General features: G+C 46.5%; 27 protein-coding genes. 14 read left to right on the top strand and 13 right to left on the bottom strand.

Annotated elements, in window-relative coordinates:
• Positions 1–165: 165 nt before the first annotated feature.
• The 5 genes from AC5JBY_RS23330 (at position 166) to AC5JBY_RS23310 (ending at position 5,828) form a co-directional block, all read left to right on the top strand.
• Positions 166–1,488 carry a prenyltransferase/squalene oxidase repeat-containing protein gene (locus AC5JBY_RS23330; RefSeq protein WP_495907073.1) on the top strand — a complete coding sequence of 441 codons (1,323 nt, stop codon included), beginning with the start codon at positions 166–168 and terminating at the stop codon, positions 1,486–1,488.
• 82 nt (positions 1,489–1,570) lie between these two features.
• Positions 1,571–3,037, top strand: coding sequence for a carboxypeptidase regulatory-like domain-containing protein (locus AC5JBY_RS23325; RefSeq protein WP_495907072.1), 1,467 nt, complete (start codon positions 1,571–1,573; stop codon positions 3,035–3,037).
• Positions 3,038–3,132: 95 nt separating this feature from the next.
• Positions 3,133–4,239 (top strand): carboxypeptidase-like regulatory domain-containing protein, encoded by a 1,107-nt coding sequence (locus AC5JBY_RS23320; protein ID WP_495907071.1) that lies wholly within the window; start codon positions 3,133–3,135, stop codon positions 4,237–4,239.
• Positions 4,240–4,264: 25 nt separating this feature from the next.
• The gene (locus tag AC5JBY_RS23315; RefSeq protein ID WP_495907070.1) at positions 4,265–5,053 is read left to right on the top strand and encodes a polysaccharide deacetylase family protein; all 789 of its coding nucleotides are present in this window, start codon (positions 4,265–4,267) and stop codon (positions 5,051–5,053) included.
• Positions 5,054–5,612: 559 nt separating this feature from the next.
• The gene (locus AC5JBY_RS23310) at positions 5,613–5,828 is read left to right on the top strand and encodes a hypothetical protein (protein WP_495907069.1); all 216 of its coding nucleotides are present in this window, start codon (positions 5,613–5,615) and stop codon (positions 5,826–5,828) included.
• Positions 5,829–5,840: 12 nt separating this feature from the next.
• On the opposite strand, the gene xerD is transcribed toward AC5JBY_RS23310, so the two are convergent.
• The 3 genes from xerD to AC5JBY_RS23295 form a co-directional block, all read right to left on the bottom strand.
• Positions 5,841–6,740, bottom strand: coding sequence for a site-specific tyrosine recombinase XerD (xerD, locus tag AC5JBY_RS23305; protein ID WP_495907068.1), 900 nt, complete (start codon positions 6,738–6,740; stop codon positions 5,841–5,843).
• Positions 6,741–6,752: 12 nt separating this feature from the next.
• A complete protein-coding gene (locus AC5JBY_RS23300; RefSeq protein ID WP_495907067.1) occupies positions 6,753–7,253 on the bottom strand; it encodes a YkgJ family cysteine cluster protein in 501 nt (166 codons plus the stop codon).
• Positions 7,254–7,369: 116 nt separating this feature from the next.
• Positions 7,370–7,726 (bottom strand): YraN family protein, encoded by a 357-nt coding sequence (locus AC5JBY_RS23295; protein ID WP_495907066.1) that lies wholly within the window; start codon positions 7,724–7,726, stop codon positions 7,370–7,372.
• 38 nt (positions 7,727–7,764) lie between these two features.
• On the opposite strand from AC5JBY_RS23295, the gene manA reads away from it, so the two are divergent.
• From manA to AC5JBY_RS23275, 4 genes are all read left to right on the top strand, one after another.
• Positions 7,765–8,985, top strand: a complete 1,221-nt coding sequence (gene manA / locus AC5JBY_RS23290) for a mannose-6-phosphate isomerase, class I (protein WP_495907065.1) — start codon at positions 7,765–7,767, stop codon at positions 8,983–8,985.
• A gap of 76 nt (positions 8,986–9,061) precedes the next feature.
• On the top strand, positions 9,062–9,625 hold the full coding sequence (locus tag AC5JBY_RS23285) for a DUF6580 family putative transport protein (protein ID WP_495907064.1): 564 nt from the start codon (positions 9,062–9,064) through the stop codon (positions 9,623–9,625).
• A 231-nt stretch (positions 9,626–9,856) separates the two neighbouring features.
• Entirely contained in the window at positions 9,857–10,369 is a 513-nt protein-coding gene (locus AC5JBY_RS23280; RefSeq protein WP_495907063.1) for a hypothetical protein, read from the top strand.
• Positions 10,366–11,058: a hypothetical protein gene (locus AC5JBY_RS23275; protein ID WP_495907062.1), complete on the top strand. Its 693-nt coding sequence runs from the start codon at positions 10,366–10,368 to the stop codon at positions 11,056–11,058. The genes AC5JBY_RS23280 and AC5JBY_RS23275 overlap by 4 nt, the downstream gene beginning before the upstream one ends.
• 61 nt (positions 11,059–11,119) lie before the next feature.
• Here AC5JBY_RS23275 and rnhA read toward each other — a convergent pair whose 3' ends face one another.
• The 5 genes from rnhA to AC5JBY_RS23250 form a co-directional block, all read right to left on the bottom strand.
• Complete coding sequence (gene rnhA / locus AC5JBY_RS23270; RefSeq protein ID WP_495907061.1) at positions 11,120–11,596, bottom strand: ribonuclease HI; 477 nt, start codon at positions 11,594–11,596, stop codon at positions 11,120–11,122.
• Between the two features lie 12 nt (positions 11,597–11,608).
• Entirely contained in the window at positions 11,609–12,340 is a 732-nt protein-coding gene (locus AC5JBY_RS23265; RefSeq protein ID WP_495907060.1) for a C40 family peptidase, read from the bottom strand.
• Positions 12,341–12,441: 101 nt separating this feature from the next.
• Positions 12,442–13,149, bottom strand: coding sequence for a choice-of-anchor J domain-containing protein (locus tag AC5JBY_RS23260; RefSeq protein WP_495907059.1), 708 nt, complete (start codon positions 13,147–13,149; stop codon positions 12,442–12,444).
• Positions 13,150–13,174: 25 nt separating this feature from the next.
• A complete protein-coding gene (locus AC5JBY_RS23255) occupies positions 13,175–14,005 on the bottom strand; it encodes a choice-of-anchor J domain-containing protein (protein WP_495907058.1) in 831 nt (276 codons plus the stop codon).
• 118 nt (positions 14,006–14,123) lie between these two features.
• Positions 14,124–15,755 (bottom strand): acyl-CoA carboxylase subunit beta, encoded by a 1,632-nt coding sequence (locus tag AC5JBY_RS23250; protein WP_495907057.1) that lies wholly within the window; start codon positions 15,753–15,755, stop codon positions 14,124–14,126.
• A 120-nt stretch (positions 15,756–15,875) separates the two neighbouring features.
• On the opposite strand from AC5JBY_RS23250, the gene AC5JBY_RS23245 reads away from it, so the two are divergent.
• Complete coding sequence (locus AC5JBY_RS23245; RefSeq protein ID WP_495907056.1) at positions 15,876–16,955, top strand: DUF3810 domain-containing protein; 1,080 nt, start codon at positions 15,876–15,878, stop codon at positions 16,953–16,955.
• Here AC5JBY_RS23245 and dcd read toward each other — a convergent pair.
• Positions 16,952–17,488, bottom strand: a complete 537-nt coding sequence (gene dcd, locus AC5JBY_RS23240; RefSeq protein WP_495907055.1) for a dCTP deaminase — start codon at positions 17,486–17,488, stop codon at positions 16,952–16,954. The two genes, AC5JBY_RS23245 and dcd, sit on opposite strands and share 4 nt — an antisense overlap.
• A 69-nt stretch (positions 17,489–17,557) precedes the next feature.
• On the opposite strand from dcd, the gene AC5JBY_RS23235 reads away from it, so the two are divergent.
• Positions 17,558–18,196, top strand: a complete 639-nt coding sequence (locus AC5JBY_RS23235) for a 4'-phosphopantetheinyl transferase family protein (protein WP_495907054.1) — start codon at positions 17,558–17,560, stop codon at positions 18,194–18,196.
• An 11-nt stretch (positions 18,197–18,207) separates the two neighbouring features.
• Here the strand turns inward: AC5JBY_RS23235 and AC5JBY_RS23230 are convergent, their stop codons facing one another.
• From AC5JBY_RS23230 to AC5JBY_RS23215, 4 genes are all read right to left on the bottom strand, one after another.
• Positions 18,208–18,375 carry a hypothetical protein gene (locus tag AC5JBY_RS23230; RefSeq protein WP_495907053.1) on the bottom strand — a complete coding sequence of 56 codons (168 nt, stop codon included), beginning with the start codon at positions 18,373–18,375 and terminating at the stop codon, positions 18,208–18,210.
• Positions 18,368–18,898, bottom strand: coding sequence for a hypothetical protein (locus tag AC5JBY_RS23225; RefSeq protein WP_495907052.1), 531 nt, complete (start codon positions 18,896–18,898; stop codon positions 18,368–18,370). Before AC5JBY_RS23225 ends, AC5JBY_RS23230 begins: the two co-directional genes overlap by 8 nt.
• Before the next feature lie 72 nt (positions 18,899–18,970).
• Positions 18,971–19,675, bottom strand: coding sequence for an SH3 domain-containing protein (locus tag AC5JBY_RS23220; protein ID WP_495907051.1), 705 nt, complete (start codon positions 19,673–19,675; stop codon positions 18,971–18,973).
• Between the two features lie 89 nt (positions 19,676–19,764).
• On the bottom strand, positions 19,765–21,045 hold the full coding sequence (locus AC5JBY_RS23215; protein WP_495907050.1) for a DUF2130 domain-containing protein: 1,281 nt from the start codon (positions 21,043–21,045) through the stop codon (positions 19,765–19,767).
• 441 nt (positions 21,046–21,486) lie between these two features.
• Here AC5JBY_RS23215 and AC5JBY_RS23210 point away from each other — a divergent pair, with 441 nt between their 5' ends.
• Genes AC5JBY_RS23210 through AC5JBY_RS23200 form a run of 3 tightly spaced genes read left to right on the top strand, consistent with a single transcriptional unit; the run spans position 21,487 to position 23,214 of the window.
• Entirely contained in the window at positions 21,487–22,032 is a 546-nt protein-coding gene (locus AC5JBY_RS23210) for a phage tail protein (protein ID WP_495907049.1), read from the top strand.
• Positions 21,999–22,631, top strand: a complete 633-nt coding sequence (locus AC5JBY_RS23205) for a phage tail protein (RefSeq protein ID WP_495907048.1) — start codon at positions 21,999–22,001, stop codon at positions 22,629–22,631. The genes AC5JBY_RS23210 and AC5JBY_RS23205 overlap by 34 nt, the downstream gene beginning before the upstream one ends.
• A 40-nt stretch (positions 22,632–22,671) precedes the next feature.
• The gene (locus AC5JBY_RS23200; protein ID WP_495907047.1) at positions 22,672–23,214 is read left to right on the top strand and encodes a phage tail protein; all 543 of its coding nucleotides are present in this window, start codon (positions 22,672–22,674) and stop codon (positions 23,212–23,214) included.
• The last annotated feature ends 18 nt before the right edge of the window (positions 23,215–23,232 follow it).

Raw genomic sequence — 23,232 nt, 5'->3', positions numbered from 1 at the left:
TTATAAAATTTTTAACAAAAGATATTCCCCGGCAGGATATGTAAATCCTGACAAAGCCACATCTCAGAGTTGATAGTAGTATCGCCTTTCGCCTTTCTTGGTGGGTCACTCTGAAGGGGTGGCCCACTTTTACAAACCTTTTTTCTTCATTAAATATTTATTGGCATGACACAACATTCAAAGCCAGTTGCGTGGTTATTGACGTGCACCGTCGTGGCGGGTATTGCCCTGGTGGCTTTTGTGCCGCGGTATGAAAACAAAAAAGCGCCCAGGCAGGTAATTGAGTGCGCAACACCAGAGAAAGCCTGCGTGTTCCTTGCACTTACAGGGCTTGCCCCTTTCGATACCAGTCAGGTAACGGTAAACAGTAAACTCATTGATGCTTCTTTGCGCAGTGGACTTAGTTGGCTGATGCAGGCCCAGCAGCAAAATGGTGGCTGGGGTGCGGGCAGCCACCAATACCAGAATATACGCGACCCACATGCGGTGCAATCCGATCCCGCTACTACAGCGCTGGTAGGGATGGCCTTGTTGCGCATGGACGAAAAGCCCTTCGAAGGCAAAGAAGGGGCAAGGTTGAAGAAAGCCGTTGATTACTTGCTCGAAGCGGTCAACAATACACCGGCACAAGCCGTAAACATTACTACCCTCACCAATACACAACCGCAAACGAAACTGGGTAAGAACATCGATGTGATCCTTACAGCCCAGTTCCTGGGCAATGCCTTGCATCACCTTGATAATAACAAAGAGTTGAAGAAGCAGGTAGAGAGCGCCTTACAGAAATGTGTAGAAAAGATACAGCATGGGCAGGATCATGATGGTGGCTGGAAAGAAGGAGGCTGGGCACCTGTTTTACAATCAGCACTGGCCAACAATGCACTGGAAGCAGCTAAAGACAGAGGCGCAAAAGTGGATGATAAGGTGTTGGAAAAGTCGAGGAATTACCAGAAGCAGAACTATGACATGAAAACAAACTCTGCCGTGACGGGTAAAGCTGCAGGTGTGATGTTGTATTCCGTGAGCGGCACTGCAAGGGCCAGCGCCCAGGAGGCCCGGAAAGCAAAAGAAGTGATCGAAGAAGCTAAGAAAAAAGGCACCCTCGACAAAAATGCCGAAGTGAATGAAGCCAACCTCGAAAAAGCCGGGCTCAGTAAAACAGAAGCGATGGGATATGCCACTGCCTATAAGATAAAAGGCGCCGCCGCTTCGCGGGCACAGGATGCTGATGTGGTCAGTGGGTTTGGCAATAATGGCGGCGAGGAATTCCTCAGCTATCTCATGACCGGCGAATCATTGGTGATCGGTGGCAATAATGACTGGAAGAGCTGGTACGAAAAAATGAGCGGCCGTCTGGTGCAGATACAGAATACTGATGGAAGCTGGAATGGCCATCACTGTATTACCAGCCCGGTATTTTGTACTGCTACCTGTTTGTTGATCCTGTCGATCGATAAGGATATAGAGTTCCTGATCAAGACGAAGTGATGAGAATGTGAGTGGTGCTATTCACCACTCACATTTATGCATTTCTTCCGGTTACTGCATCTAACCTTAAAATCTGCTGTTTATGTCTGCACCTTTACACATTGATGTTAAGCAACCATGTCATGAGAATTGGCAGCAAATGACCCCCAATGAGCAAGGTCGTCATTGTCTTTCATGCCAGAAAACGGTGGTGGATTTTACACTTATGAGCGACCAGGAGATTCTGCACTATATCTCTAACGCTTCATCGTCTGTATGTGGTCGTTTCTATAATCACCAGCTGGATAAAACATACGAGGTCAAGAAGATCAAGCCGGCTTTCACCTTCCGTTATGCGTGGAACCTGATAACAGCAGCCTTTCTCCTCACCGGCAGTGCTGCGTCTGCTCAGGTTAAGAAAAAAACAAAGAAGAAGGCGGGTGTGAAAAAAGAATGGGCCTTTAAGTTTAAGTTAGAAAACTTGGTTGGTTCGAAGTACTACCTCACAGATTTGCCTTTTCAGGAGCCAATATCCTTTACGACGATCGGTTTTACTACGATTAAGGAACCAGTTCATTATGAAATATATGGTAATGTCATTACAACTGAAGCCGGGTTAGAGAACCTTATTGAACCTCCACTTAAAATGTTTGGCTTCATCCGTGACAACTATACCGGGAAACCCATCGATGCCGCCACTGTACGGCTGAAAGGTGTAAAAGCAGGTGTTGAAGCCGGTGAGGATGGACGCTTTGAATTTCCAATCGTCGACATCAGTGGAAAAGTTACGCTGGAAGTAACAGCCAAAGGTTATGCGACAAAAGAGTATGAGGTGGATGTAAACAGCTTCAGGGCTATGAATTTCTCTTTGGAGAGCGATGGATCAATTGTATATGATGCCGAGCGTAGCCGGGGCATGACGATGGGAGAAGTAGCGATAGAACCGGTCATGGGCAAGGTGGTAGTACAGGATACTGTATTGGTGGAGTCTGTGCCGGATGAATCCGAATGCAATGGTGTCATCATGGGAACGCCTGTTGTTCGGACACTGGATGTTATAAAAGAAGACAAGGTACCCGGTACAGTCAAACCGATAATTTATGATAGTCTGCAACCTGTAGAAGTAGTGGGCTATCCAGCTATCCATTGCACACGGGGAGTTCCTAATCCGCCTATTAAAAAGGCTGATATGCCCATATCGATGGATAGCCTGTTGAGCGGAAAACTAATAAGTTTCTCTGCCACATCTGTAGTAACGACGATAGAAAAAGTAAAGCCGGAAGAAAAGGAATGGTTGCCGATTAAAGCAGAGGTACGCATTTATCCAAACCCAATAACACCAGGTAATCCATTCAATATTAGCCTGAACCTGGATAAGACTGGTGAATATAAGCTGGAATTGATGGATGCTTCCGGCAGGGTAGTGTATGTGCAGGTATTACAGATAGCACAAAAGGGACAAGTCGTCAATATACCCACGCAATCATCGTGGAGCCATGGCATATATTGGATACGTATAACCAATGCCACTGATAGAAAAGTTTACCAGGCTAAGTTGTTATTGCAGTAACAGCTACGCGCGGTGAGTTTAGGACCGAGAGCCTGAGCTTTGTGTATTCACTTCAATTCCTGCATCTACATGGTAAATCACTAAACACTTCGTTTATGTCTACACCCGTACACCTGAACATCGAAGAACCATGTCATGAAAGCTGGCAACTAATGACGCCCAACGGGCAAGGCCGCCATTGTTTATCATGCCAGAAAACAGTAGTAGACTTTACGCTGATGAGCGACCAGGAAATCCTCGATCATATTTCCCGCGCATCCTCCTCCGTATGCGGCCGTTTCACCAGTGGTCAATTGAATAAAACATACGCTGAAAAGAAAGTCAAACCTGCTTTCACCTTCCGTTATGCCTGGAATGTATTGGTGGCCACTTTTCTCTTGACAGACAGCGCAGCAACAGCGCAATCGAAGAAGAACACCAAAAAGAAGGAGCCGGCTGAGCAACAGATTAAAGATATTTCCTTACCAAAGGATATCGTCATGGGAGCTTTTATGGAAGCTCCTACAAGGAAGATTACCGGCACAGTGGTAGATGGTACCACTGGTCTACCGTTAGGCTTTGCTTCTGTTCGTATAAAAGGAATTGAAACGGGTGTGTCAGCCAATGACACCGGCTATTTTAATATAACAGCACCTGCAGGAAAGAATACAGTAACCGTAATAGTAAGTGCGATTGGGTATGAAGACAAAGAATTTAAAGTGTCTGTATACGGCTCTAAGAAATACAAGATAGAGATGGTCCGGGAATTGAAACCAGTAGAAGTAAAAGGTGTAACGATGGGCAAAATAGCGTCCATAGAAGCGCCACCTATTGAGGAATGTGGGCCGGTCGATCATACTGCATTGCTTGGAAGAACTGCAGGAGTAGTAGCAGTTACAAGGAGAGTAACGAAGGTTGAAAAAATAAAACGAGAGGTGAAGGATTGGTTGTCTGGTAAAAAGGATGTACGCATTTATCCCAATCCGGTAATGCCGGGCAATACTGTCAATATCGGCCTGAACCTTAATAAAGGGGGAGACTATAAATTGGAGCTTACAGATGCTTCCGGCCGAATAATGCATGTGCAGCCATTAGAGATAGTGCAGAAAGAACAAGTAGTTAACGTGCCCACGCAATCATTGTGGAGCCATGGTATATATTGGGTACGCATAACCAATACGACTGATAAAAAAGTATATCAGGCTAAGCTGTTGTTGCAGTAGTGCGGTTTCTTTTTTACCTTCAGCCATGCGCACATCGATCTTATTGTATGTTGTAATATGTCTTTTATTTCCGGTATTTTCTTTTGGCAGGCAGGTTACTATCCGAACGATCAAAGGACAATCACCTGTCAGGCAGATCGATTATGCATTTCCGCATATCGTATACGGCGCTAATAAAACTGTTGCCACTAAGATCAATCATGCGCTTATAACCGACTTTTTGGAGATCGACCCTAAGAAAGTGCGTAAAAGCATTTTTGAAGCGGTATGGCCGCAGGAAGGAGTAGGAATACCAGCTTTTCTGAGCGAAATATCCTGGGAAACGCATACCAACACCTCAAAACTGTTCAGCCTGGCAATTTCGGCAGAAGGTTGCGGTGCTTACTGTGAACCCTTCACCAATTACTATTCTTTTGATCTTAAAACGGGTAAGTTGCTGGCGCTTGACCAGTTATTTACACAAGAAGGGCAGCGTCGTTTGCTCGACTCTGTTAACCTGCTAAAGAAGCACGAGCTACAAACTGCTGTTAAGCACTTGCAGGTATCCTTACAGGATACAGCCCAAAAAGAAGATCACGAAAGAGCAAAAGAAGCAATTGAAATGTACCAGGAATGCCTGGAGTTGGGAGGCGTTGAATCGATACAAGATTTGTCTTTCCACCTGAAAGCGAATTCCCTGCTCATTCATATTGGTCGCTGTTCGGCCCACGTGAACAGGGCGTTGGATGATGTTGGTGATTTTGAGTTTTCCTTTAGGCTTGCTAATTTGAAACAATACCTCACTCCTTATGGTCGTCAGTTATTGATGCAATAAACACGGCCATTTAAGTGTGCAGGTCTTTGCTCTTCGCCACAAATTTGTCCTGTTGTTGCAGAAAGATCCTTCCACACAATGATGAATCTGGGCGGCGGATTTCGTAAATTCAGGTAACGCCTTCGGTCAGGCCGCTCAAGGCGGCCAGACTGGATTAAGATTGAAAACCTTATAGTTATGCCGGCAAGCCCTTTCCTCCTGCCATCGTTTGTCTACACTTAACTAACATCCTTATCGAGACCTTACCGAGACCTTACCGAGACCTTATCGAGACCTTATCGAGACTTTATCGAGACTTTATCGAGACCCAGTTCCTGGGCAATTCCTGATCAGACCCTGATCAAACCTATACCAAACCCCGATCACATTCATATTCCCTCATCGCCTCCGGTGTCAGCCCGCTACCTATTAGTAGCTCTATCCATGTGCCATCCTTGTAGGTTAAAGCGCACTTTAGGCCGCCGGAAGCAAAGATGGAAGAGCTTTCAGGAAGGGATGGAAGGCCAATGGCATGCTGTTTATGTTTAACTTTGTAGTGTTTCAATCTAAATAACTTTGTATGAGTCAGGCATTTGTAAAAGAGGAGGATGGCCAGTGGCTGCACGATCTGCCGCCTACATTACCCGCATTGATCAATTACCTCACCTGCGACAATAATGGTGTCCGGGATGAAATAAAGACTTCCTCCAGAAAAGATGGCAAAGAGTTACACCACATGAGCAATGGGCTTAACTATTATGTGAGCGATGCCGGGCAGTGGGCGATTGAGTGGTAATAGCTGTACGCCCTATTTGAAGGCCGGGTGGAAGCGTTGAAGGGTGTCACGCAGGAAGTCCCGGTCGAGGTGGGTGTAGATTTCGGTAGTTGTAATACTTTCATGGCCAAGCATCTCCTGCACGGCCCGCAGGTCGGCGCCGCCCTCCACAAGGTGGGTGGCAAAGGAATGCCGGAAGGTATGCGGGGAAATATTCTTCGTGATACCAGCCTTCTTCACCAGGTCCTTCAGCATCAGGAAGATCATAACCCGGGTCAGCTTACTGCCCCGGCGGTTGAGGAATAAAACATCTTCCTGCCCCTTTTTGATAGGCATGTGCACACGAATATCGTTGCGGTAAATATTGATGTACTTGGTGGCCGACTCACCGATAGGCACCAGCCGCTCCTTATCACCCTTACCGATCACCCGGATAAAACCTACGTCGAGGTGCAATTGAGATAACTTCAGGTTTACCACTTCGCTTACCCGCAATCCACAACTATACATCGTTTCCAGGATGGCCTTGTTACGCCCGCCCTCGGGTTTGCTGAGGTCTATCTGGCCAATGATGTTTTCTATCTCTTCAAAGCCCAGCACATCGGGCAGGGCCCTTTTTAATTTGGGTGCTTCCAGTAAAACGGTGGGGTCATTAACAACGATCTGCTCCAGCGAGCAGTATTTGTAAAAAGCGCGGATACCCGAAATGATCCTTGCCTGAGAGGTGGGCGTCATGCCAAGTTCTGCCACCCATTTAATAAATTGCTGCAGATCGGTCAGTTCCAGCGCTGCCGGATTCTTTTCAATACCATTTTGTTGTAGGAACTGTGTGAGCTTGTCGATATCACGGCCATAAGCTTCCACGGAGTTTTCAGACAGTGATCGCTCCAGTTGCAGAAATGCCCTGAATCCCTTTTTATACGGTTCCCACATGGCTTCACGCCGTTATTTATTATTTACCTTCTCCACCATCTTCTCTACGAGCTTGTAAGTAGCCGGGCAATACTCCACGTTCTGTTTGAACACGTGCATATAATCTACCATGCGCCGTTTGGTATGATGGGGGAAGCCGGAACAATCACGCGGGCGTACCTCGTAAATGGAGCATTTATTATCCTGCAGGTTCAGGAACTGACAGGGCTGACTCTTATTGATCCAATCACCATTGCGGTCTTTATACAGCCATTTCTTGCGAAACTCTTCATCCTTCATGCCGAGGTGACGGGAGATACGTTTGATATCCACGCCTGTAAATGTAGGGCTCATCGTCTTGCAGCAGTTGGCGCAGGCAAGGCAATCCGTCTCCTTCCATACTTCCACATCAGTCTCTGTAGCCAACTGGTCGAGCCTGCGGGGAGGATCCTTTTCCAGTTTGGTAAGGAACCGCCTGAATGCTGAGCGGTTGAGCAGCATGATCTTTTTGAATGAACGAAGATTAAAGGCCATTAGTAATTAGCTGGATTAGATGTATTGAATTTCTTTGATGCAATATAGGGAAAGTCCATAAGCCAGGGAGATTAGATGTCCGGAAGATACTCACATGATTTACTAACTTGCTAACCTCATAAGTATACGTCTTCAATATAAAAGAATGCCGGCTCCTCCTGGTCTGTCAGTATAATGGAGAGCACATCATACTGTACCCGTTTCCATTGTGGATGCTGATATTGAAAAGCAACCCCTGCGGTAACGATGCTCCTGATCTTTTTATGCGTGACACTTTCTTCAGGCAATCCAAATGCCAGCGATTGACGCGTTTTTACTTCTATGAAATGAAGTACGGAAGATCGTGTGGCAATGATGTCTATCTCATACTGTTCATGCCGCCAATTACAATGCAGCACAGTGAATCCCTGTCGCTCCAGGTAATTCACAGCTAATGCTTCTCCCTTTTTACCGGTTTCATTATGTTGGGCCATGACAAGCTTTTTGTAATATTGTGCCCTCAAACAGGATTATGGACAATAGTACAAAAATAAGCAAGCTTCAGGGAAAGGTTCAACCATATGCATGGGGCGGTTCACAGTTTATCCCCAGTTTATTGCAACAAAGTAATACCGATAACAAACCATTCGCTGAATATTGGATGGGCGCCCACGACAATGCCCCGGCTGATGTAATAGATGCCAACGGTCAAAAGCAACCATTGAACACCATTGTGGCGCAGAACCCTGCCGGTTTGTTGGGTAAAACAGTGAATGACCGTTTTGGCCGGTTACCCTACCTGTTCAAAGTGCTGGATGTAAAAGATATGCTGTCCATACAGGTGCACCCTGAAAAGAAAGCAGCCGTAGAAGCCTTTGCCGCAGAAAATAAACTGGGTACACCCCTTGCTGCATCCAACAGAAATTATAAAGATGACAACCATAAGCCGGAACTGATGCTCGCTCTGAGCGATTTCTGGTTGCTGCACGGCTTTAAGCCCGCCGCTGCGTTGAAGAAAGTATTGCAGCAAACACCGGAACTGCAATTCTTGCTGCCCGTTTTTGGAGAAGGGGATTATGCCGCTTTGTATAAGACGGTGATGGAAATGCCACAGCAGGCCGTGAATGATCATCTGCAACCACTGCTCGACCGCATTCTTCCTTTGTATGAAAAAGGCGAACTGAAAAAAGACCAGGAAGATTTCTGGGCCGCCCGCGCCGTTAAAACATTCTGCGAGCCGGGCCGTACTGACCGCGGTATTTTTTCTATTTACCTGTTCAATGTACTGCACCTGGCTCCTGGCGAAGCTGTTTTCCAGGACGCAGGCATCCTGCACGCCTACCTCGAAGGACAGAATATGGAGATCATGGCCAATTCAGACAACGTATTACGCGGCGGATTGACCAATAAACACATCGATGTAAGCGAGCTGATGAAGCATGTACGTTTTGAGCCGGTGGTTCCCAACGTGATCAAAGGCACGCCCGGTAGGGTAGTAGGAGAGGACATCTTCCTGACACCAGTAAATGATTTTGAGTTGCACCGCCTCACTTTACAGGCCGGCAAGTCAATCAAGGTAACTGCCACTACTGCCGATATCTATTTCGTATACGAAGGCAGTGCGCAGGCCACAGCTGGTAATGACCAGGTAGCACTCAAAAAAGGTGAAGCCCTGCTGGCCAAAGCTGGTACAGAAGTAACATTCACCAGCACGGAGAATACGGTGATTTTCACGGCTACAGTGCCTGCATAAGAGCCAGAAAATCAGCACAGTCGGAAAAGCCCGACTTTCGGTCTTTTTAATTATTTTTGCCCTATCAATTCCGCATATGAAACTGAACAAGTCGACTCTTATCTATCTCGTTGTCATGATCGTTGTAGCGGCAGTATGCCGTACTTTCGGATTAGGTGCACCGCAAATTGCTATGGCATTGTTTGGCGGCATGGCTATCCAGAACAAGGGATGGGCTTTTGGATTACCCCTCATTTCTCTTTTTATCTCAGATGTTATCTATCAACTGTTATATGTAAATGGTTTGACACCCATTAGCGGATTCTATGATGGCCAATGGGTTAATTACCTGATCATGGGGTCTGTTACATTGGTAGGATTGCTGTTTAGAAAGGTGAATATTACGAACATCCTGCTTGGAACACTCATGGCGCCTGTTTACTTTTTCATCGTATCCAACTTTGCAGTATGGCTGGGCGTAGGAGTAGTTATTTACCCACGCACCTGGGCCGGACTGGTACACTGCTATAGTGAAGCAATACCATTCTTTAAGGGTTCGTTGATAAATACATTTATCTTCAGTACCATCTTCTTTGGCGTATACTACCTGATCAACAAACGCAAACCGGTAGCACAGCAACAAGCTGCTGTAGCTGCATAAGAAACCGGGTTGCACAACATATAAAAGCCGGGCATTCACATCGAATGCCCGGCTTTTTCTTTTGGGCTTAAGGTCTTTTATCTTAATACTCATTCTCATTCGATAAGCCACTTTTGATTGCAAATCAATTGTTTGTGTAGAAGTGGAGTAGGCTGCGGCAAGTCGTAGACGTATGGAGAATTAACTATTGTTCTCTGTTCGCGATTTGCGAACAATGTGTATATTTGCTCTATGAAAGCACAAAGCTCGATGCGCCCACAGGACATCGTCATCTTACTTAAGATGTTAACTATCCAGGATGCTGGCTGGCAGTACCGTGGTTTGGCAGCTTCGCTTTTTATTTCGATCTCAGAAGTATCCGACTCTCTTGTCCGTAGTCATGTAGCGGGACTCGTAGATGAAAGCAAGCGCCACGTTCACCGTCAATCGTTGATGGAGTTTCTTGAATATGGCATCCGTTATGTTTTTCCACAGGTGCCAGGCAGTATGGTGACTGGCATTCCCACAGCACATAGTCACGCATTCTATAAACAACATTTCTCCAGTGAGTTTAATTATGTATGGCCTGATGAAGATGGAGACATTCGGGGATTAGCTATTCAACCGCTTCATAAAGGAGTGCCCAAAGCCTGTGGGCAGGACGAGCTTTTGTATAAACTGCTGGCAAGCATTGATGTGTTGCGTGTAGGACGTGCACGTGAAAAAGAGCTTGCGTTAAAGCAACTAAAAAAAGCCATATTATGAGTCATGCCGACAATGTTGCCAGGATAAAAATGGTGTATGATGCACTGGAAGAAATTGCCGGAGAGGTCGTGTTTGTTGGAGGAGCTACGGTTTCTTTATACGCAGACCGGCCGGCAGGAGAATCACGACCAACAGAAGATGTGGATATACTGGTTGAAGTTGCTGGCAGAAAAGGCTACGCGAATATCGAAGATAAATTGCGGAAGAAGGGTTTCGCACATGATGCAAGCTCACAAATTATTTGCCGTTATATCATCAATAGTGTGGTAGTGGACGTAATGCCTACCGATGAGAACATTTTAGGCTTCTCCAATAGATGGTATGAACAAGCATTTGCTACTGCACTGAAGTTTCCTCTGGATGATGGCTATAATATCTCTATCATGCGGCCGGCATTTTTTCTGGCCACCAAGCTGGAAGCGTTTAAAAATAGGGGTAGAGATGATGGCCGGCTTAGTACCGATTTCGAAGACATCGTGTTTGTGTTGAATAACAGAACTGCGATTTGGCAAGAACTGGAAGACGCCGCACCGGAAGTTAGAGCCTATTTGCGCGAAACATTTTCAGTACTAAGCAGCGGCAATTACCTGCGCGAGTGGCTTGGCGCTCACCTGGAATACAATGAACAAAGACGTGTTCAGGATATTTTGAGAAATATAAACTCCTTTGCCCTCGCGGAACGATATTAAGCGTCCGAGCCTCGTACACTTGCCTTATCAACTTTTCAACTTGTTAACTGATCAACTTGACCTACCCCGCTTCTCCCGATTCATACCCCTGATCCACCTGCAGGTTCCTGCCATCGGCAGCAGAGGTGGCCAATTCATCACAGCGATTGTTGTATACATTCTCTGCGTGGCCTTTTACCCACACAAAGCTGATATTGTGTTTTAGAGAGAGTTGGTGATAGCGCATCCACAGGTCTCTATTCTTCTTCCCACCACTAAAATTGGTAGCGATCCATTTCTTCAGCCAACCTTCCTTTACAGCTTTTACCACATACTGGCTGTCAGAATAAACAGTGATCTTCAAACCTTCGCGGTTCAACGCCTCCAGTGAGGCAATCACCGCCAGTAACTCCATCCGATTGTTGGTGGTGCGGCGGTATCCGCCGGAGAGTTCCTTGCTTTTCCCACCATACATTAAAATAGCGCCATAACCTCCGGGACCCGGATTGCCGCGCGAAGATCCATCCGTATAAATAACCAGTTCTTTGTTGTTCGTCAAAATAACAGTCGATTAAAGCGTTTGAAAAGGGTATCGTTTTATTACCGTACACCAGGGATTCAGGTACAGATGATCAATAGGTATGATATCCCTGCTTACGATCTGTTTTTCGGTCAACTTGAAATGCCGTTTGATCAGCTTAAACTTATTGCGATCAGTGATGCGGTCTGTGGCGATCAGGATCTTTTTGTTAGTGGCTTGCGCCAGCCCTTTATAGATCATTTCCGAACAATACATCGCTGTATCGGTAGCAAGGTCAAATCGCAGATCAAATGCCACCTGCTGCCGGTATTGCTTGTCGAGATAGGCCAGGAATTTGGCTTTCTCAGCATCCGCCATATTATACCTCGCTACGGCAAACCCCAGGTTTTTAGCTGGATTACAAAAGCTGTCCAGTAATTCCTTACGCACTTTATCATGTATATGCTCATGATCCGGCTCCACGTGGTAAACATAGATCTTGCCACTGTCTGCAAAAGCGATCCCTCCGTGTGAATAAGTCCTGTCTTGTTTTGATAGCGCTTTGACTTGCTCACTGGCATAATCCGTACCGGTACGCAATACCAGGTCGCCGGATTGAATAGTCACCTTGGCATCCTTCAGTAGAGAGTCATTGGCTTGCCGCACCTGCTGCATTTCCAGCGCTACTACATCCGTTGTAGTAGCAGCTTGTTCTGCTCCGTTGCAGCCTGTAAGGGCCATTAGGATAAGTAAGGATAATATGGGAGAGATCAGGCGGTGCATTTACAAACAGGTATCAATGCGGCAATGATCGGCAAAAATGGACAATAAAAAAAATCGGCCCTGCTGGCGACAGGACCGATAGCAATGATGAAAAATAGGTTCTATTTACTGGTAAATTCAAAATCGTCGATACCTACCTGGTCACCGTAGGAGCCACCGGGACCGCCATCTTCTATAAAATACCGGAAAGCAATGCGTCCTTTCACGGTGCCGGTAATGCCGGCAAGCGTAAAGGTATATTTCGTCCATTCGATCGGGTAATCGACACCCATCGATTCATTAATATCCAGCAGCTTAATAGAGAAATCGCCAGTAGCGGTAGCGCCTTTACCGGGATTAGCATTACTGGTGGAGGTATTGAGCCACACCTGCATCCTGTCTGCATAATCGCCTTTGCTGCGGGAATAGAAAGTGAATACGTCGCCATTCTTCATATCGGTGGGTGGAGAGATCAGCCAGGCGCTCAATACGGCAGCGCCTGCTCCGCAGTTCATATCTACACTTACATATTCATTCTGACTAAAAGTTCCTGAATAGGCGGGAAACCCTACCACTTCATCACCCAGTTTACCACCGTATTCAAAGCGTCCTTGTCTCCAGGCAGTAGGACCAACGGGGTCACTGTTGTTGATGATCACCCATCCTTTTTTGGCGATGTTGCCTACAGTGTCGAATGATTCTTTGTATGATTTGGAAACAACGGGCGGTGGTGCAGGCTTTTCAGTTTCCTTAAAATCTTTTTCGCAGGAAACGATCAGTACGATCAATAGGGTAAGGCTTGTCAAGGAAAGGTATAATTGCTTATTCATAAGAATAATTTTTGAGGCCCGGGAATTAAGGTTTACTACTCACAAAAGCTACACTGTCGATGCCCACCGCGCTACCATTGCCCGTGCTGCCGGCATCGAGCGTGTAATAGCGGAAGCCAAATCTTCCTTTGACGGGCTTCACAAAACCAGTCAGTGTAATTTCAAACTTCGTCCAGTTGGCCGGGAAGGCCTTGGGATCGAAATTGGCCGGATCATCGGTAGCAGTTGCATAATCAAACCAGTCGTTGGCAGCATTGTACTTGGGTGGATTGATGGAATGGATCAGTTCAAAATCACCCCGGTCGGCATAATAATTAAAACCGGCAGAGCGTGGGTCTAAAGATTCACCCACATTGGTGCCATCGTTTTTACGGTTGATACAAATTTCGAGGTTGTTGCCATAATCCTGGGCAGCGCCTGCAGCGCCATATAAGGCGCAACGTGTGTAGAAGATGATCTTATCACCATTCTTCATCCATACTGGTGGGGATATCAGCCAGTTACTGGCTACGCTGGCACCGCCGGAAGTAACTTCTGCATCACATACTACATAACCTGCATAAGAACCCCGGGAAGAGAAAGCGGGAAAGAGCGGCATAACGATTGGCAGACCACTCTGTGTTGTCTGAGGACCACTGGCTTGTATCCAGATGTGGGAACCTTTGGGATTGCTGTTGTTGAGCGGTATCCAGCCACGGTGCCAGGCACTGGCCACAGTATCAAATTCTTCTACAAATGATTGATCAGGAAGCGGAGGTGGGATAAGGGACGCCGGATCATCCTTGGTACAGGCTGTCATTCCTATGGCAATGACATGTAAGGACAGGACGATCCTCGTCAGAGTAAATTTTCTCATGTGCACAGTAGATTTGGTAAATGATTACAGTGAAAATAACGAATTTTCAGTAAAATCTCAAATCTACCTACTCACCCTTAAACCGGTTGTTAGATACGGTTAGAGTAAGAGGAAACCACTACACCTGTATCACGCCGGGGTTGAACGGTGCCATGTACGGTTGATGATTAGCGGCAGCCAATCCTTCGGAAATTACCTGGCGGGTTTGCAGCGGATCGATGATGCCATCTACCCATAACCGTGCAGCAGCATAATAAGGACTGGTTTGCTGATCGTACCGGCCTTTTATTTCATTCAGTAATCGCTGTTCCTCTTCCGGAGTCACTTCTTTGCCTTTGGCCTTCATACCGGCTACCTGTATTTGCAGTAATGTTTTAGCAGCCTGTTCGCCTCCCATTACGGCTATTTTAGCACCGGGCCACGCAAATATGAAACGGGGATCATAAGCCTTACCACACATGGCATAGTTGCCGGCGCCGTAAGAGTTGCCTACTACGATGGTGATCTTGGGCACAACAGAGTTGGCCACAGCATTTACCAGCTTGGCGCCATCTTTAATGATGCCGGCTTGTTCGCTGCGTGAGCCTACCATGAAGCCGGTAACGTCCTGCAGGAATACGAGCGGTATCTTCTTTTGATTACAATTCATGATGAAGCGGGCTGCCTTGTCGGCACTGTCATTGTAGATCACACCGCCCATCTGCATTTCACCCTTTTTGCTTTTCATCATCTTACGCTGGTTGGCCACAATGCCTACTGCCCAGCCATCGATGCGTGCATAGCCGCAAAGAATGGTCTTACCATAATCCTGCTTGAACTGGTCAAACTCTGAGTTGTCTACCAATCGCTCGATGATGTCCAGCATATCATAGGCCTTGGTAGCATCAGCGGGAATGATGCCGTATATCTCAGAAGCTGATTTCTTGGGCGCAGCAGGAGCAACGCGATCGAAGCCGGCAGCATCAGGCCGCAGGCCCAGTTTGCCAATGATCCTTTTTACCTGGTCGAGACATTCCTGTTCAGTGCTGAACTTATAATCGGCAATCCCGCTGATCGCAGTATGTGTAACGGCGCCACCCAGCGTTTCACTGTCCACATCTTCACCAATGGCAGCCTTTACGAGATAAGGGCCGGCAAGAAATATAGAGCCATTGCCTTCTACCATCAGCGTCTCATCACTCATGATCGGCAGGTAAGCGCCACCGGCCACACAGGAGCCCATCACGGCAGCTATTTGAGGAATACCCATGGCACTCATACGGGCATTGTTGCGGAATATACGTCCAAAGTGTTCCTTATCGGGGAATATCTCATCCTGCATGGGCAGGAAAACACCGGCACTGTCAACAAGATATACCACCGGCAGGTGGTTCTCCATAGCGATCTCCTGCATGCGCAGGTTCTTTTTACCGGTAATGGGAAACCAGGCGCCAGCCTTCACTGTTTGGTCGTTGGCAACGATCATACATTGACGGCCGCTGATATAGCCAACACCGGCCACCGTACCACCAGAAGGACATCCACCCTGTTCCTGGTACATCTCATAACCTGCAAAAGCGCCGATCTCAATAAAAGGAGTGTCTTTATCGCGGAGGTATTCAATACGTTCACGGGCGGTGAGCTTGTTCTTTTCCCGTTGCTTCTCGATGGCCTTTTTGCCACCACCCAAAGCCACCTGGTCAAACCGCTGGCGCAGCTGACTCAGGGATAGTTTCATAACATCTTCATTCTTGTTGAATTCCACATTCATGGTGCAAGCGTTTGCATGCAAAATAAGCTTTTCGTGGAAACCTGACAGAGTTGGCCGATTTATACAAGTTTAACGTGAAGACTTTACCCACCCAATGAAGATTTTACTATTTTTAAAGCAATGTGGAAGAAAAATAAGACAATCGTTATATTATTGGCGGTGGCAGTTCTGATCAAAGTATTTTCCCTTTTCCCGGACGCGGTAGAGCGGTATTATACACATGGACTGTACTCCTTTACTTCAGCAGTACAGCGTATCCTGTTTGGCTGGATACCTTTTAGCATCGGTGATATTTTCTATGCAGTTGTGATCCTGCTTCTGTTGTATAAAGTCTACGATCTCATCAGGCGACTGCGGAAGAAGCAAGCCAACCGGCAGTACTGGCTGAGTGGGGGACGGTTATTCGTGCTGATCTTTTTATGGGTATATATATCCTTCAATATCCTGTGGGGACTGAATTATAACCGGCACGGCATTGCTTATGATCTTGGCTTGGCAGAGACACATTATACTAAGGAAGACCTATTGACGGTAATGAACACGATTGTCGAGAGATTGCACACATTGGATTCAACAGGTCGCGTGAACCGGGAGTCGATGAATAAAAAGAGAACGCTGTTCAATGGAGCAGTAGACGCGTATGATAGCCTTGCGCTGCATCAAAAGGGTATCCAATATTCCTTTAAGTCAGTAAAGCCTTCTTTGTATAGCTACCTGGGCAATTACCTCGGGTATTCGGGCTACTACAATCCCTTTTCAGGCGAAGCGCAGGTCAACACTACCATGCCGGTATTTGTACAGCCTTTTACAGCTTGTCATGAAATAGGCCACCAGTTGGGCTATGCCAAAGAGAATGAGGCCAATTTTGCAGGCTATTTAGCTTCCAAATCATCTGCCGACCCAACGTTCCGCTATTCCGTATACTTCGATCTGTATTCCTATTCCTGGTATTATCTGTACCGGCAGGATTCAGTGTTGGCAAGGCAGCTTACGACAACTTTGCCAGTAGGTGTAAAGAAAGATTATGCTGAGTTGAAGGAGTTCCTGCGGCGGCACCGCAACCCGGTAGAAGCAGTAATTGATAAATTATATGGGCAATACCTGAAGGCCAACCAGCAGCCTTCGGGTAAGCTGAGTTATAATGAAGTCATTGCCTGGCTCATTGCGTATTACAAGAAGTACGGCAAGGAAGCGATCTAAAACTTATTCTTCCACATCATACTTTCAATCGGCCTGTTGGGCTGACCACTGTATTTAGCGTTCTGCTTTTGATTGTATTTAACCTCGATCTCACCTTCCACAGGGAAGTAGATCAATTGTCCCACGGGCATGCCCGCATACACCTTTACAGGCTGTTTTACAGATATCTCCAGTGTCCAGTTGCCACAGAAGCCTACATCACCCTTTCCGGCGGTGGCATGGATATCGATACCCAGGCGACCGGTGGAGGATTTACCTTCAAGGAAAGGTACGTGAGCATGGGTTTCGGTATATTCCATCGTCACACCCAGGTAAAAAATATGCGGATAGAGTACAAATCCGTCGTCCGGAATATCGAAAGACTCTATGGTATTGTGTTTTTTGGCGTCAAGAATATGTTCGCGATACGTAGCCAGCGTTCTGCCGAGGTGCACATCGTATGAGTTACTGCCAAGGCATTCCCTCGAATACGGCTCGATCTTAATGGTTCCTTTCTCCATTTCTTCCAATATGCGCTTGTCCGACAAGATCATGTGGTATGCTTATTTTATATTTGAGGTGAATTTAACTCAGTGAGCGAAAGTAAATGCTAAAATTGTACAGTGGCGCTGTTTTATCAACATAATATCAACGGGAATACAAAATTGGGGATTTGGCGCATTGAAGAGCCGGAGTCCTTTTTTCTGGAAAAAGTGCCGCTGAAGCGGGATGTATCGCATCCCTACAAGCGTTTGCAGCACCTGGCAGGACGTTACCTGCTGCCCATCCTCTTTGAAGATTTCCCCCTTTCGGAAATACTGATTGCCGACACCCGCAAGCCTTTCCTGGAGAGTGAGCGCTATCACTTTTCCATTTCCCATTGTGGCAATTTTGCCGCAGCCATCGTAAGCGACACCCATCGGGTGGGAGTGGACATCGAGCTGGTGACACCCCGCTTACGCGGCATTTCGGAGAAATTCCTGCACCGCGACGAAGCCCTTTTCCTGCAGGAGTGGGAGGCCTTGCCACAAATACACCTGGAACTGACCACGCTGCTGTGGAGCGCCAAAGAAGCCATCTATAAGTGGTATGGAGCAGGTATGGTCGATTTTAAAGAACACATGCGGCTTTGTGGTCCAATCGTGTCAGGCGTCAATGAATGGGTTACCATGCCCTTTGAATTCAGGAAGCATGAGGCCATCCCCATGACTGTAACCGCCCGCCTCTTTGATCAACTCGGCCTGGCGTGGGTGGTAACTTAATTAATTTTTGATTAGGAAGCTTTCTTGACTTTATGTGCAGTAGAAGATGCTGCACGGGCTTTGCGGAAGATGTCGCCCGTTTTACGTTCATGGTTCTTTTGAGAAAGGGCTGACTTCTTTTCCTGAGTGCCTACAATCCGCACATCATCTAATTGATTATATTTCTTTTTGTCAGTCATTGAAGTAACCTTTGTAATACGAATTTACTAAATTTTTCGCTTCTTCTGTGAAAATTCCCATACGATTATGTCCATAAAGTAGTTGAGCCCCAAGCTTTTCGATGTAGTGGTTGATCAACTTGGTTTTAGCTGTAAAAGCTACAAAGCCATCAAAACCCAATTCAAAGCTCATTTTGCAGGCAAAAGCAACAAGATTGGCGGCTACACCTTCGAATTGTTTTTGCGAACCGTAATTATGAGGAGCATTTTCAATTAAGTGCAGTTCGATGTATTGCTGACTTTTGATAGGCTCCAGACTTATCAGGCCTTGTACTTGTGAGTTGCCTATCATCGTTAACTTATATACCTGATGGTTAGCTTCACGATATGCTGCTTTCCAGTTAAAAAGCCAGCCATCTTTCTTGTGGATCTTACTTATCTCTTCCTTTGTTACTAATTGCAATACAGTTGGAAAAGTTCTGCGTGTAGATTTTTCTTCAATGCAATCAGTTATTTTATCAATGATGAATACCTGCTCTGGCATCAGGCAAATTACATAAAAAGTATTAAATATAAATCATATGTGATTGCTTGCTGGTAGTGTATTTTATATGACTTAATCCCCTGCCATAAACGTATTGATGATCCACTTGCCCTTCTTCTTTTCCAGGATCAGGCGGTAATCACATATATCCCAGGTGAGGTCGTTGCGAACCCAACCGGTAAGCTTGCCATCGAAAGTTTGAATGTAGGTCCAGTTGTCTGAATTGCCGCCGGCCGTTTTAGATACAGGCTCATCTATTACTTTCACGATATCATAGCTCAGCCTGCCCAGGTTGGCCGATAACCTGTCTGGGCTCTTGCGTACATTGGCATCCGGCGATATGATAGTAAGACACTCCCCGCAGCCACCACAATAGTTAGTGCCGCCCTTCATGACAGACATGCCCATCACATAAGGAAATACAAACTGGCTACGTAGCTTGCTATCAAAAATGCCACCAAGGCCGATCACAGTCTCCAGGTTCTTCCACACTTTGGACGAAGGGAATTGTGGCGCATAGATCTCCTTAAAACCTTTGATATTGTTGTGTGAGTCTTCTTTGCGTTCTGCATCTTCAGCCGTTACTGTCACAGTAGGGCTCAGCAGTTTCAACAGGGCAGGAGCGTCCTTGCGGGCAATCACTGCTTTGAGCGTGTCTACAAATACTTTCAGGGAACTGTCTTTATTAACTTCATTACGGGGCGGATACTTATATGTTTGTGCAGAAGCTATCAACCCGGTCAGTACCAGCGCAAAAACCAATGTATATTTCTTCATATCAAAGCCTTAAATCGACCGCAAGTATACAGCTTTTTCGAAACCAAAAATCGTAGTCCCGCTTCACGGGAGCTCGTTGCTCGAAGCAATTATTCTTCCAATAGATCCGGTTCGTCCAGTAAATTCAATTGTATATTATCACTGCCCGCAATACCCTCGATGGAGCCTTTGATATGAGCGGCATTCAGTAGCACTTTCTCCAGTTGCTTTTCCCTGGCCTTCCACATTTTTTCCATGGCGTCCCGCTCGCGTTGTATAGACAGCTTCATAGACAGAAAGCCTTCGCGGATAGCTTTCCATTGCTCACCAAATTCATTACTGGTAAGATAGTCATATAGCAGATGCATTTTGTCGCCACGGTTTTCCTGCGATTTGGTAGCATTGAAGATCCGGATGATGCCATCGCGTAGTACATGTGATAGTGCTGTTACTTCACTAAAAGAACAGATCCAGATGCCTTCCAGTTGCCCAAACTTGTTCAGTTGCTCGGGTAGTGCCTGTGTCACGATCACTGCTACATCAGCTGTGGTGCTGCGCATATCGGCTTTCAGCTTTTCAATCCAGGCCTTATCAAAATGCTTGGTGCGTTTACTTTCATAAATGATGCGGCCACATTCCTGGCCAAACTGGTTGCGGACAGTTTGAATACAGTCTGCCCCACGTATACCTTTTCCTACTTCACTGATCATATCGAAAGGAAAGGCTGCCTTCAACATTTCTTCTAATGCCAGTTCTTGTATCTCTCCCTGCAGTTGCATAGAGCCCTGCTCAGCTTTGCGTTTCATCTCTTCAATGAGCCGTTTCTGGTCCTCGAGTTGTTTCTCCAGTTCCTTTTGGCGTAGTTGATGTTCCACTTCCTTGGCAGCTGTTTTCTCTTCTTCCAGTTTTCTTAACTCTTCCGATAGTTTGCTCCTTTCCTCCTGCAGTTTACGTTGCACGCTTAGTTCCAGCTCGGCTTCCCTGTTTTTGAGCGCCTGTTCTTTTTGGAGAAATTCAAGCTCCTTCTGCCGGGCCAGCTTCAGCTTCTCTTCGTTGTCTTTATTATTTTGCGTCAGCAGGTTCAATTGGTTCTCATAATCAGCACTGATACTCTTGCGCAGATTTTCTTCCAGCGTCTGTTGCAGCTTTACTTTTTCTTCCTGTAGCTTTTTAGTGTATTCAGTGGCGGCTGCCTGAGCCTGTTGAGCCAACTCTTTCTCGCGCCGGCTGAACTGCTCAGACTGCTCCTTCTCTTTCTTCGCAGCTTCATCCGTCACCTGCTTCTTATAAGCTACCATCTGTTCGCGCAGTTCCTTCTTATATTCTTCCGATACAGCATCTTCAATATCAAACTGATGCCCACATTTCGGGCATTTAATATCCGTTGCCATCCTGTTGTTTTGGCGCAAGTTAATTAAAAAGGAATTGGGAGGGTATTTAGTGCATTTTCATGGCGTAGTAACAAAAAGATAATCTTGATCTGTTACAGGTATATTTTACTAACGGTAACAGCGTAGTACTACGCAAAAATGAAAGTAAGGTGACCTGATTGTATATAATCAAATTTACCTACATTTACGACCTGTTTAGCAAATAGCGATCCTCCACTGATTAGTCCATACCGGGTAAACACACTGACTATTTTCTGAAAAGCAACTTTTACTAACCCCACCTAACCATTGACAAGGCAGCTCGTGTGCCCTGTTATATCCGTATACCTGTTTGGTTAATGCTCCTGTTTAAGTAATGACTGGTTTTGGCCCTGTTAAAAAAGTAAGCACTTTTTTGACACAGTATTTCTTTGCATTTACATAAAACCTAAACTTTCTATTATGAATGGAATGATGGCAGTCGTTACCTGCTTTGCAGGCGATTTTGCGCCAAAGACCTGGGCGTTTTGTAGTGGACAAATATTAGCGATCGCTCAAAACCAGGCATTGTTTTCTTTACTGGGTACCACGTATGGTGGAAACGGGGTTACTACTTTTGCTTTGCCGGATTTGCGTGGCCGCACAGCAGTCGGCATAGGACAAGGGATTGGGACAGCCAATTATTTCTTAGGCCAGCAAGCCGGTAGCGAAACTGTTACCCTTACTACTTCTTCCATGCCCGCACATGTGCACACGGGAACTGCCAATCTAAAATTGGAAGCCGACTCCACCGCTTGTGCTGATCCGGCGCCCGACTTTAACTACCCGGGACCTTACACAAATGCTTATGCGGCTGCACCTACCAATGGGGCCAACATGCTTGCTCCCAAATATCTGTCGGTAACGATCGGATCAACCGGTAATGGTCAGCCTGTACCCGTGCTGAGTCCTTACCTCGCCATCAACTACATCATTTGCCTGCAGGGAGTATACCCCAGCCGCAATTGATCATCATTGCTCCATCTATTCCTACATTATTAAAGCACAACATCATGTTTGAAGATCAATATTTAGCCAACGTTACCATCTTTGCGGGCACCTTTGCACCACGTGGGTGGGCATTTTGCCAGGGACAACTTATATCTATTGCAGAAAACTCAGCCCTCTTTGCCCTGATAGGTACTATTTATGGAGGAGACGGGCAAGTAACTTTCGCCTTGCCCGATCTGCGCAGCCGCGTGGCCATTCACGCCGGACAGGCCCCTGGTTTCTCAAATTATGAATTAGGGCAAGCGGCGGGTGTAGAAAGTGTGACCCTCGTCACAGGCCAGCTTCCTCCACATACGCATGCTTTTGTGAGTATTTCCGGTGCTCCAACCGTCAATACTACTGCAGGAACTGTATCTGATCCTACCAATGCGGTGCCTGCCCTCGTATCGGGCACCAACGCCTATGCAGCAGCAAGCACTGGTAATGTTATGGCCACATTTACCTGTAATACCAATACAGCTGTAACGGGACAGAACCAGCCCTTTGCTATTCAATCGCCCTATCTCGCTATGAATTATGTCATTTGTATGGAAGGTATTTTCCCTTCACGCAACTAAGCTACTAACACCATCTCTAACGCATTAAACACATCATACTATGAATGGCTTTATAGGATCTGTAACACTGTTCGCCGGCAGCTTTGCTCCCAGAAACTGGGCGCTTTGCCAGGGACAACTCATTTCAATTGCCAGCAACACTGCCCTGTTCTCTATTTTAGGAACTACCTACGGTGGCAACGGTACTACCACCTTTGCTTTACCCGATCTGCGCGGCCGTGCCGTGGTGGGAGCTGGCCAGGGGCCAGGATTGTCAATGTATAGCCTTGGACAAATAGGCGGTACCGAAACTACCACACTATTATCATTTAACATTCCGGCACACACACATACGGCTGCTGTACAAATACAGCCTAATGCAGCTTCTGCGGCCGATCAGCCTTCGCCGGGCAACGATGTATATGCAACGGCAGCTTCTGGCGAGCCATTTTATGGTCCCGCACCTACTGCGCAGATGCAAGCTTATCCAGGTACACTCACCACGGCTTCGACGGGTAATTCGCTTCCTTTTAGCAACCTGCATCCGGAGCTTGCATTATGTTATATCGTTTGTGTGCGCGGCATTTTCCCTGCCAGGAATTAATCATTATACGTTTAAAAT

The sequence above is a fragment of the Paraflavitalea sp. genome, assembly GCF_059502485.1.
Note: the sequence above shows the minus strand (reverse complement) of the source record. Positions and strands in the feature narration are given on the sequence as shown.

Coding starts and splice junctions, on each gene's coding strand:
- AC5JBY_RS23330 (WP_495907073.1), top strand. CDS start 166: ATGACACAACATTCAAAGCCAGTTGCGTGGTTATTGACGTGCACCGTC.
- AC5JBY_RS23325 (WP_495907072.1), top strand. CDS start 1,571: ATGTCTGCACCTTTACACATTGATGTTAAGCAACCATGTCATGAGAAT.
- AC5JBY_RS23320 (WP_495907071.1), top strand. CDS start 3,133: ATGTCTACACCCGTACACCTGAACATCGAAGAACCATGTCATGAAAGC.
- AC5JBY_RS23315 (WP_495907070.1), top strand. CDS start 4,265: ATGCGCACATCGATCTTATTGTATGTTGTAATATGTCTTTTATTTCCG.
- AC5JBY_RS23310 (WP_495907069.1), top strand. CDS start 5,613: ATGAGTCAGGCATTTGTAAAAGAGGAGGATGGCCAGTGGCTGCACGAT.
- xerD (WP_495907068.1), bottom strand. CDS start 6,740: ATGTGGGAACCGTATAAAAAGGGATTCAGGGCATTTCTGCAACTGGAG.
- AC5JBY_RS23300 (WP_495907067.1), bottom strand. CDS start 7,253: ATGGCCTTTAATCTTCGTTCATTCAAAAAGATCATGCTGCTCAACCGC.
- AC5JBY_RS23295 (WP_495907066.1), bottom strand. CDS start 7,726: ATGGCCCAACATAATGAAACCGGTAAAAAGGGAGAAGCATTAGCTGTG.
- manA (WP_495907065.1), top strand. CDS start 7,765: ATGGACAATAGTACAAAAATAAGCAAGCTTCAGGGAAAGGTTCAACCA.
- AC5JBY_RS23285 (WP_495907064.1), top strand. CDS start 9,062: ATGAAACTGAACAAGTCGACTCTTATCTATCTCGTTGTCATGATCGTT.
- AC5JBY_RS23280 (WP_495907063.1), top strand. CDS start 9,857: ATGAAAGCACAAAGCTCGATGCGCCCACAGGACATCGTCATCTTACTT.
- AC5JBY_RS23275 (WP_495907062.1), top strand. CDS start 10,366: ATGAGTCATGCCGACAATGTTGCCAGGATAAAAATGGTGTATGATGCA.
- AC5JBY_RS23265 (WP_495907060.1), bottom strand. CDS start 12,340: ATGCACCGCCTGATCTCTCCCATATTATCCTTACTTATCCTAATGGCC.
- AC5JBY_RS23260 (WP_495907059.1), bottom strand. CDS start 13,149: ATGAATAAGCAATTATACCTTTCCTTGACAAGCCTTACCCTATTGATC.
- AC5JBY_RS23255 (WP_495907058.1), bottom strand. CDS start 14,005: ATGAGAAAATTTACTCTGACGAGGATCGTCCTGTCCTTACATGTCATT.
- AC5JBY_RS23250 (WP_495907057.1), bottom strand. CDS start 15,755: ATGAATGTGGAATTCAACAAGAATGAAGATGTTATGAAACTATCCCTG.
- AC5JBY_RS23245 (WP_495907056.1), top strand. CDS start 15,876: ATGTGGAAGAAAAATAAGACAATCGTTATATTATTGGCGGTGGCAGTT.
- dcd (WP_495907055.1), bottom strand. CDS start 17,488: ATGATCTTGTCGGACAAGCGCATATTGGAAGAAATGGAGAAAGGAACC.
- AC5JBY_RS23230 (WP_495907053.1), bottom strand. CDS start 18,375: ATGACTGACAAAAAGAAATATAATCAATTAGATGATGTGCGGATTGTA.
- AC5JBY_RS23225 (WP_495907052.1), bottom strand. CDS start 18,898: ATGCCAGAGCAGGTATTCATCATTGATAAAATAACTGATTGCATTGAA.
- AC5JBY_RS23220 (WP_495907051.1), bottom strand. CDS start 19,675: ATGAAGAAATATACATTGGTTTTTGCGCTGGTACTGACCGGGTTGATA.
- AC5JBY_RS23215 (WP_495907050.1), bottom strand. CDS start 21,045: ATGGCAACGGATATTAAATGCCCGAAATGTGGGCATCAGTTTGATATT.
- AC5JBY_RS23210 (WP_495907049.1), top strand. CDS start 21,487: ATGAATGGAATGATGGCAGTCGTTACCTGCTTTGCAGGCGATTTTGCG.
- AC5JBY_RS23200 (WP_495907047.1), top strand. CDS start 22,672: ATGAATGGCTTTATAGGATCTGTAACACTGTTCGCCGGCAGCTTTGCT.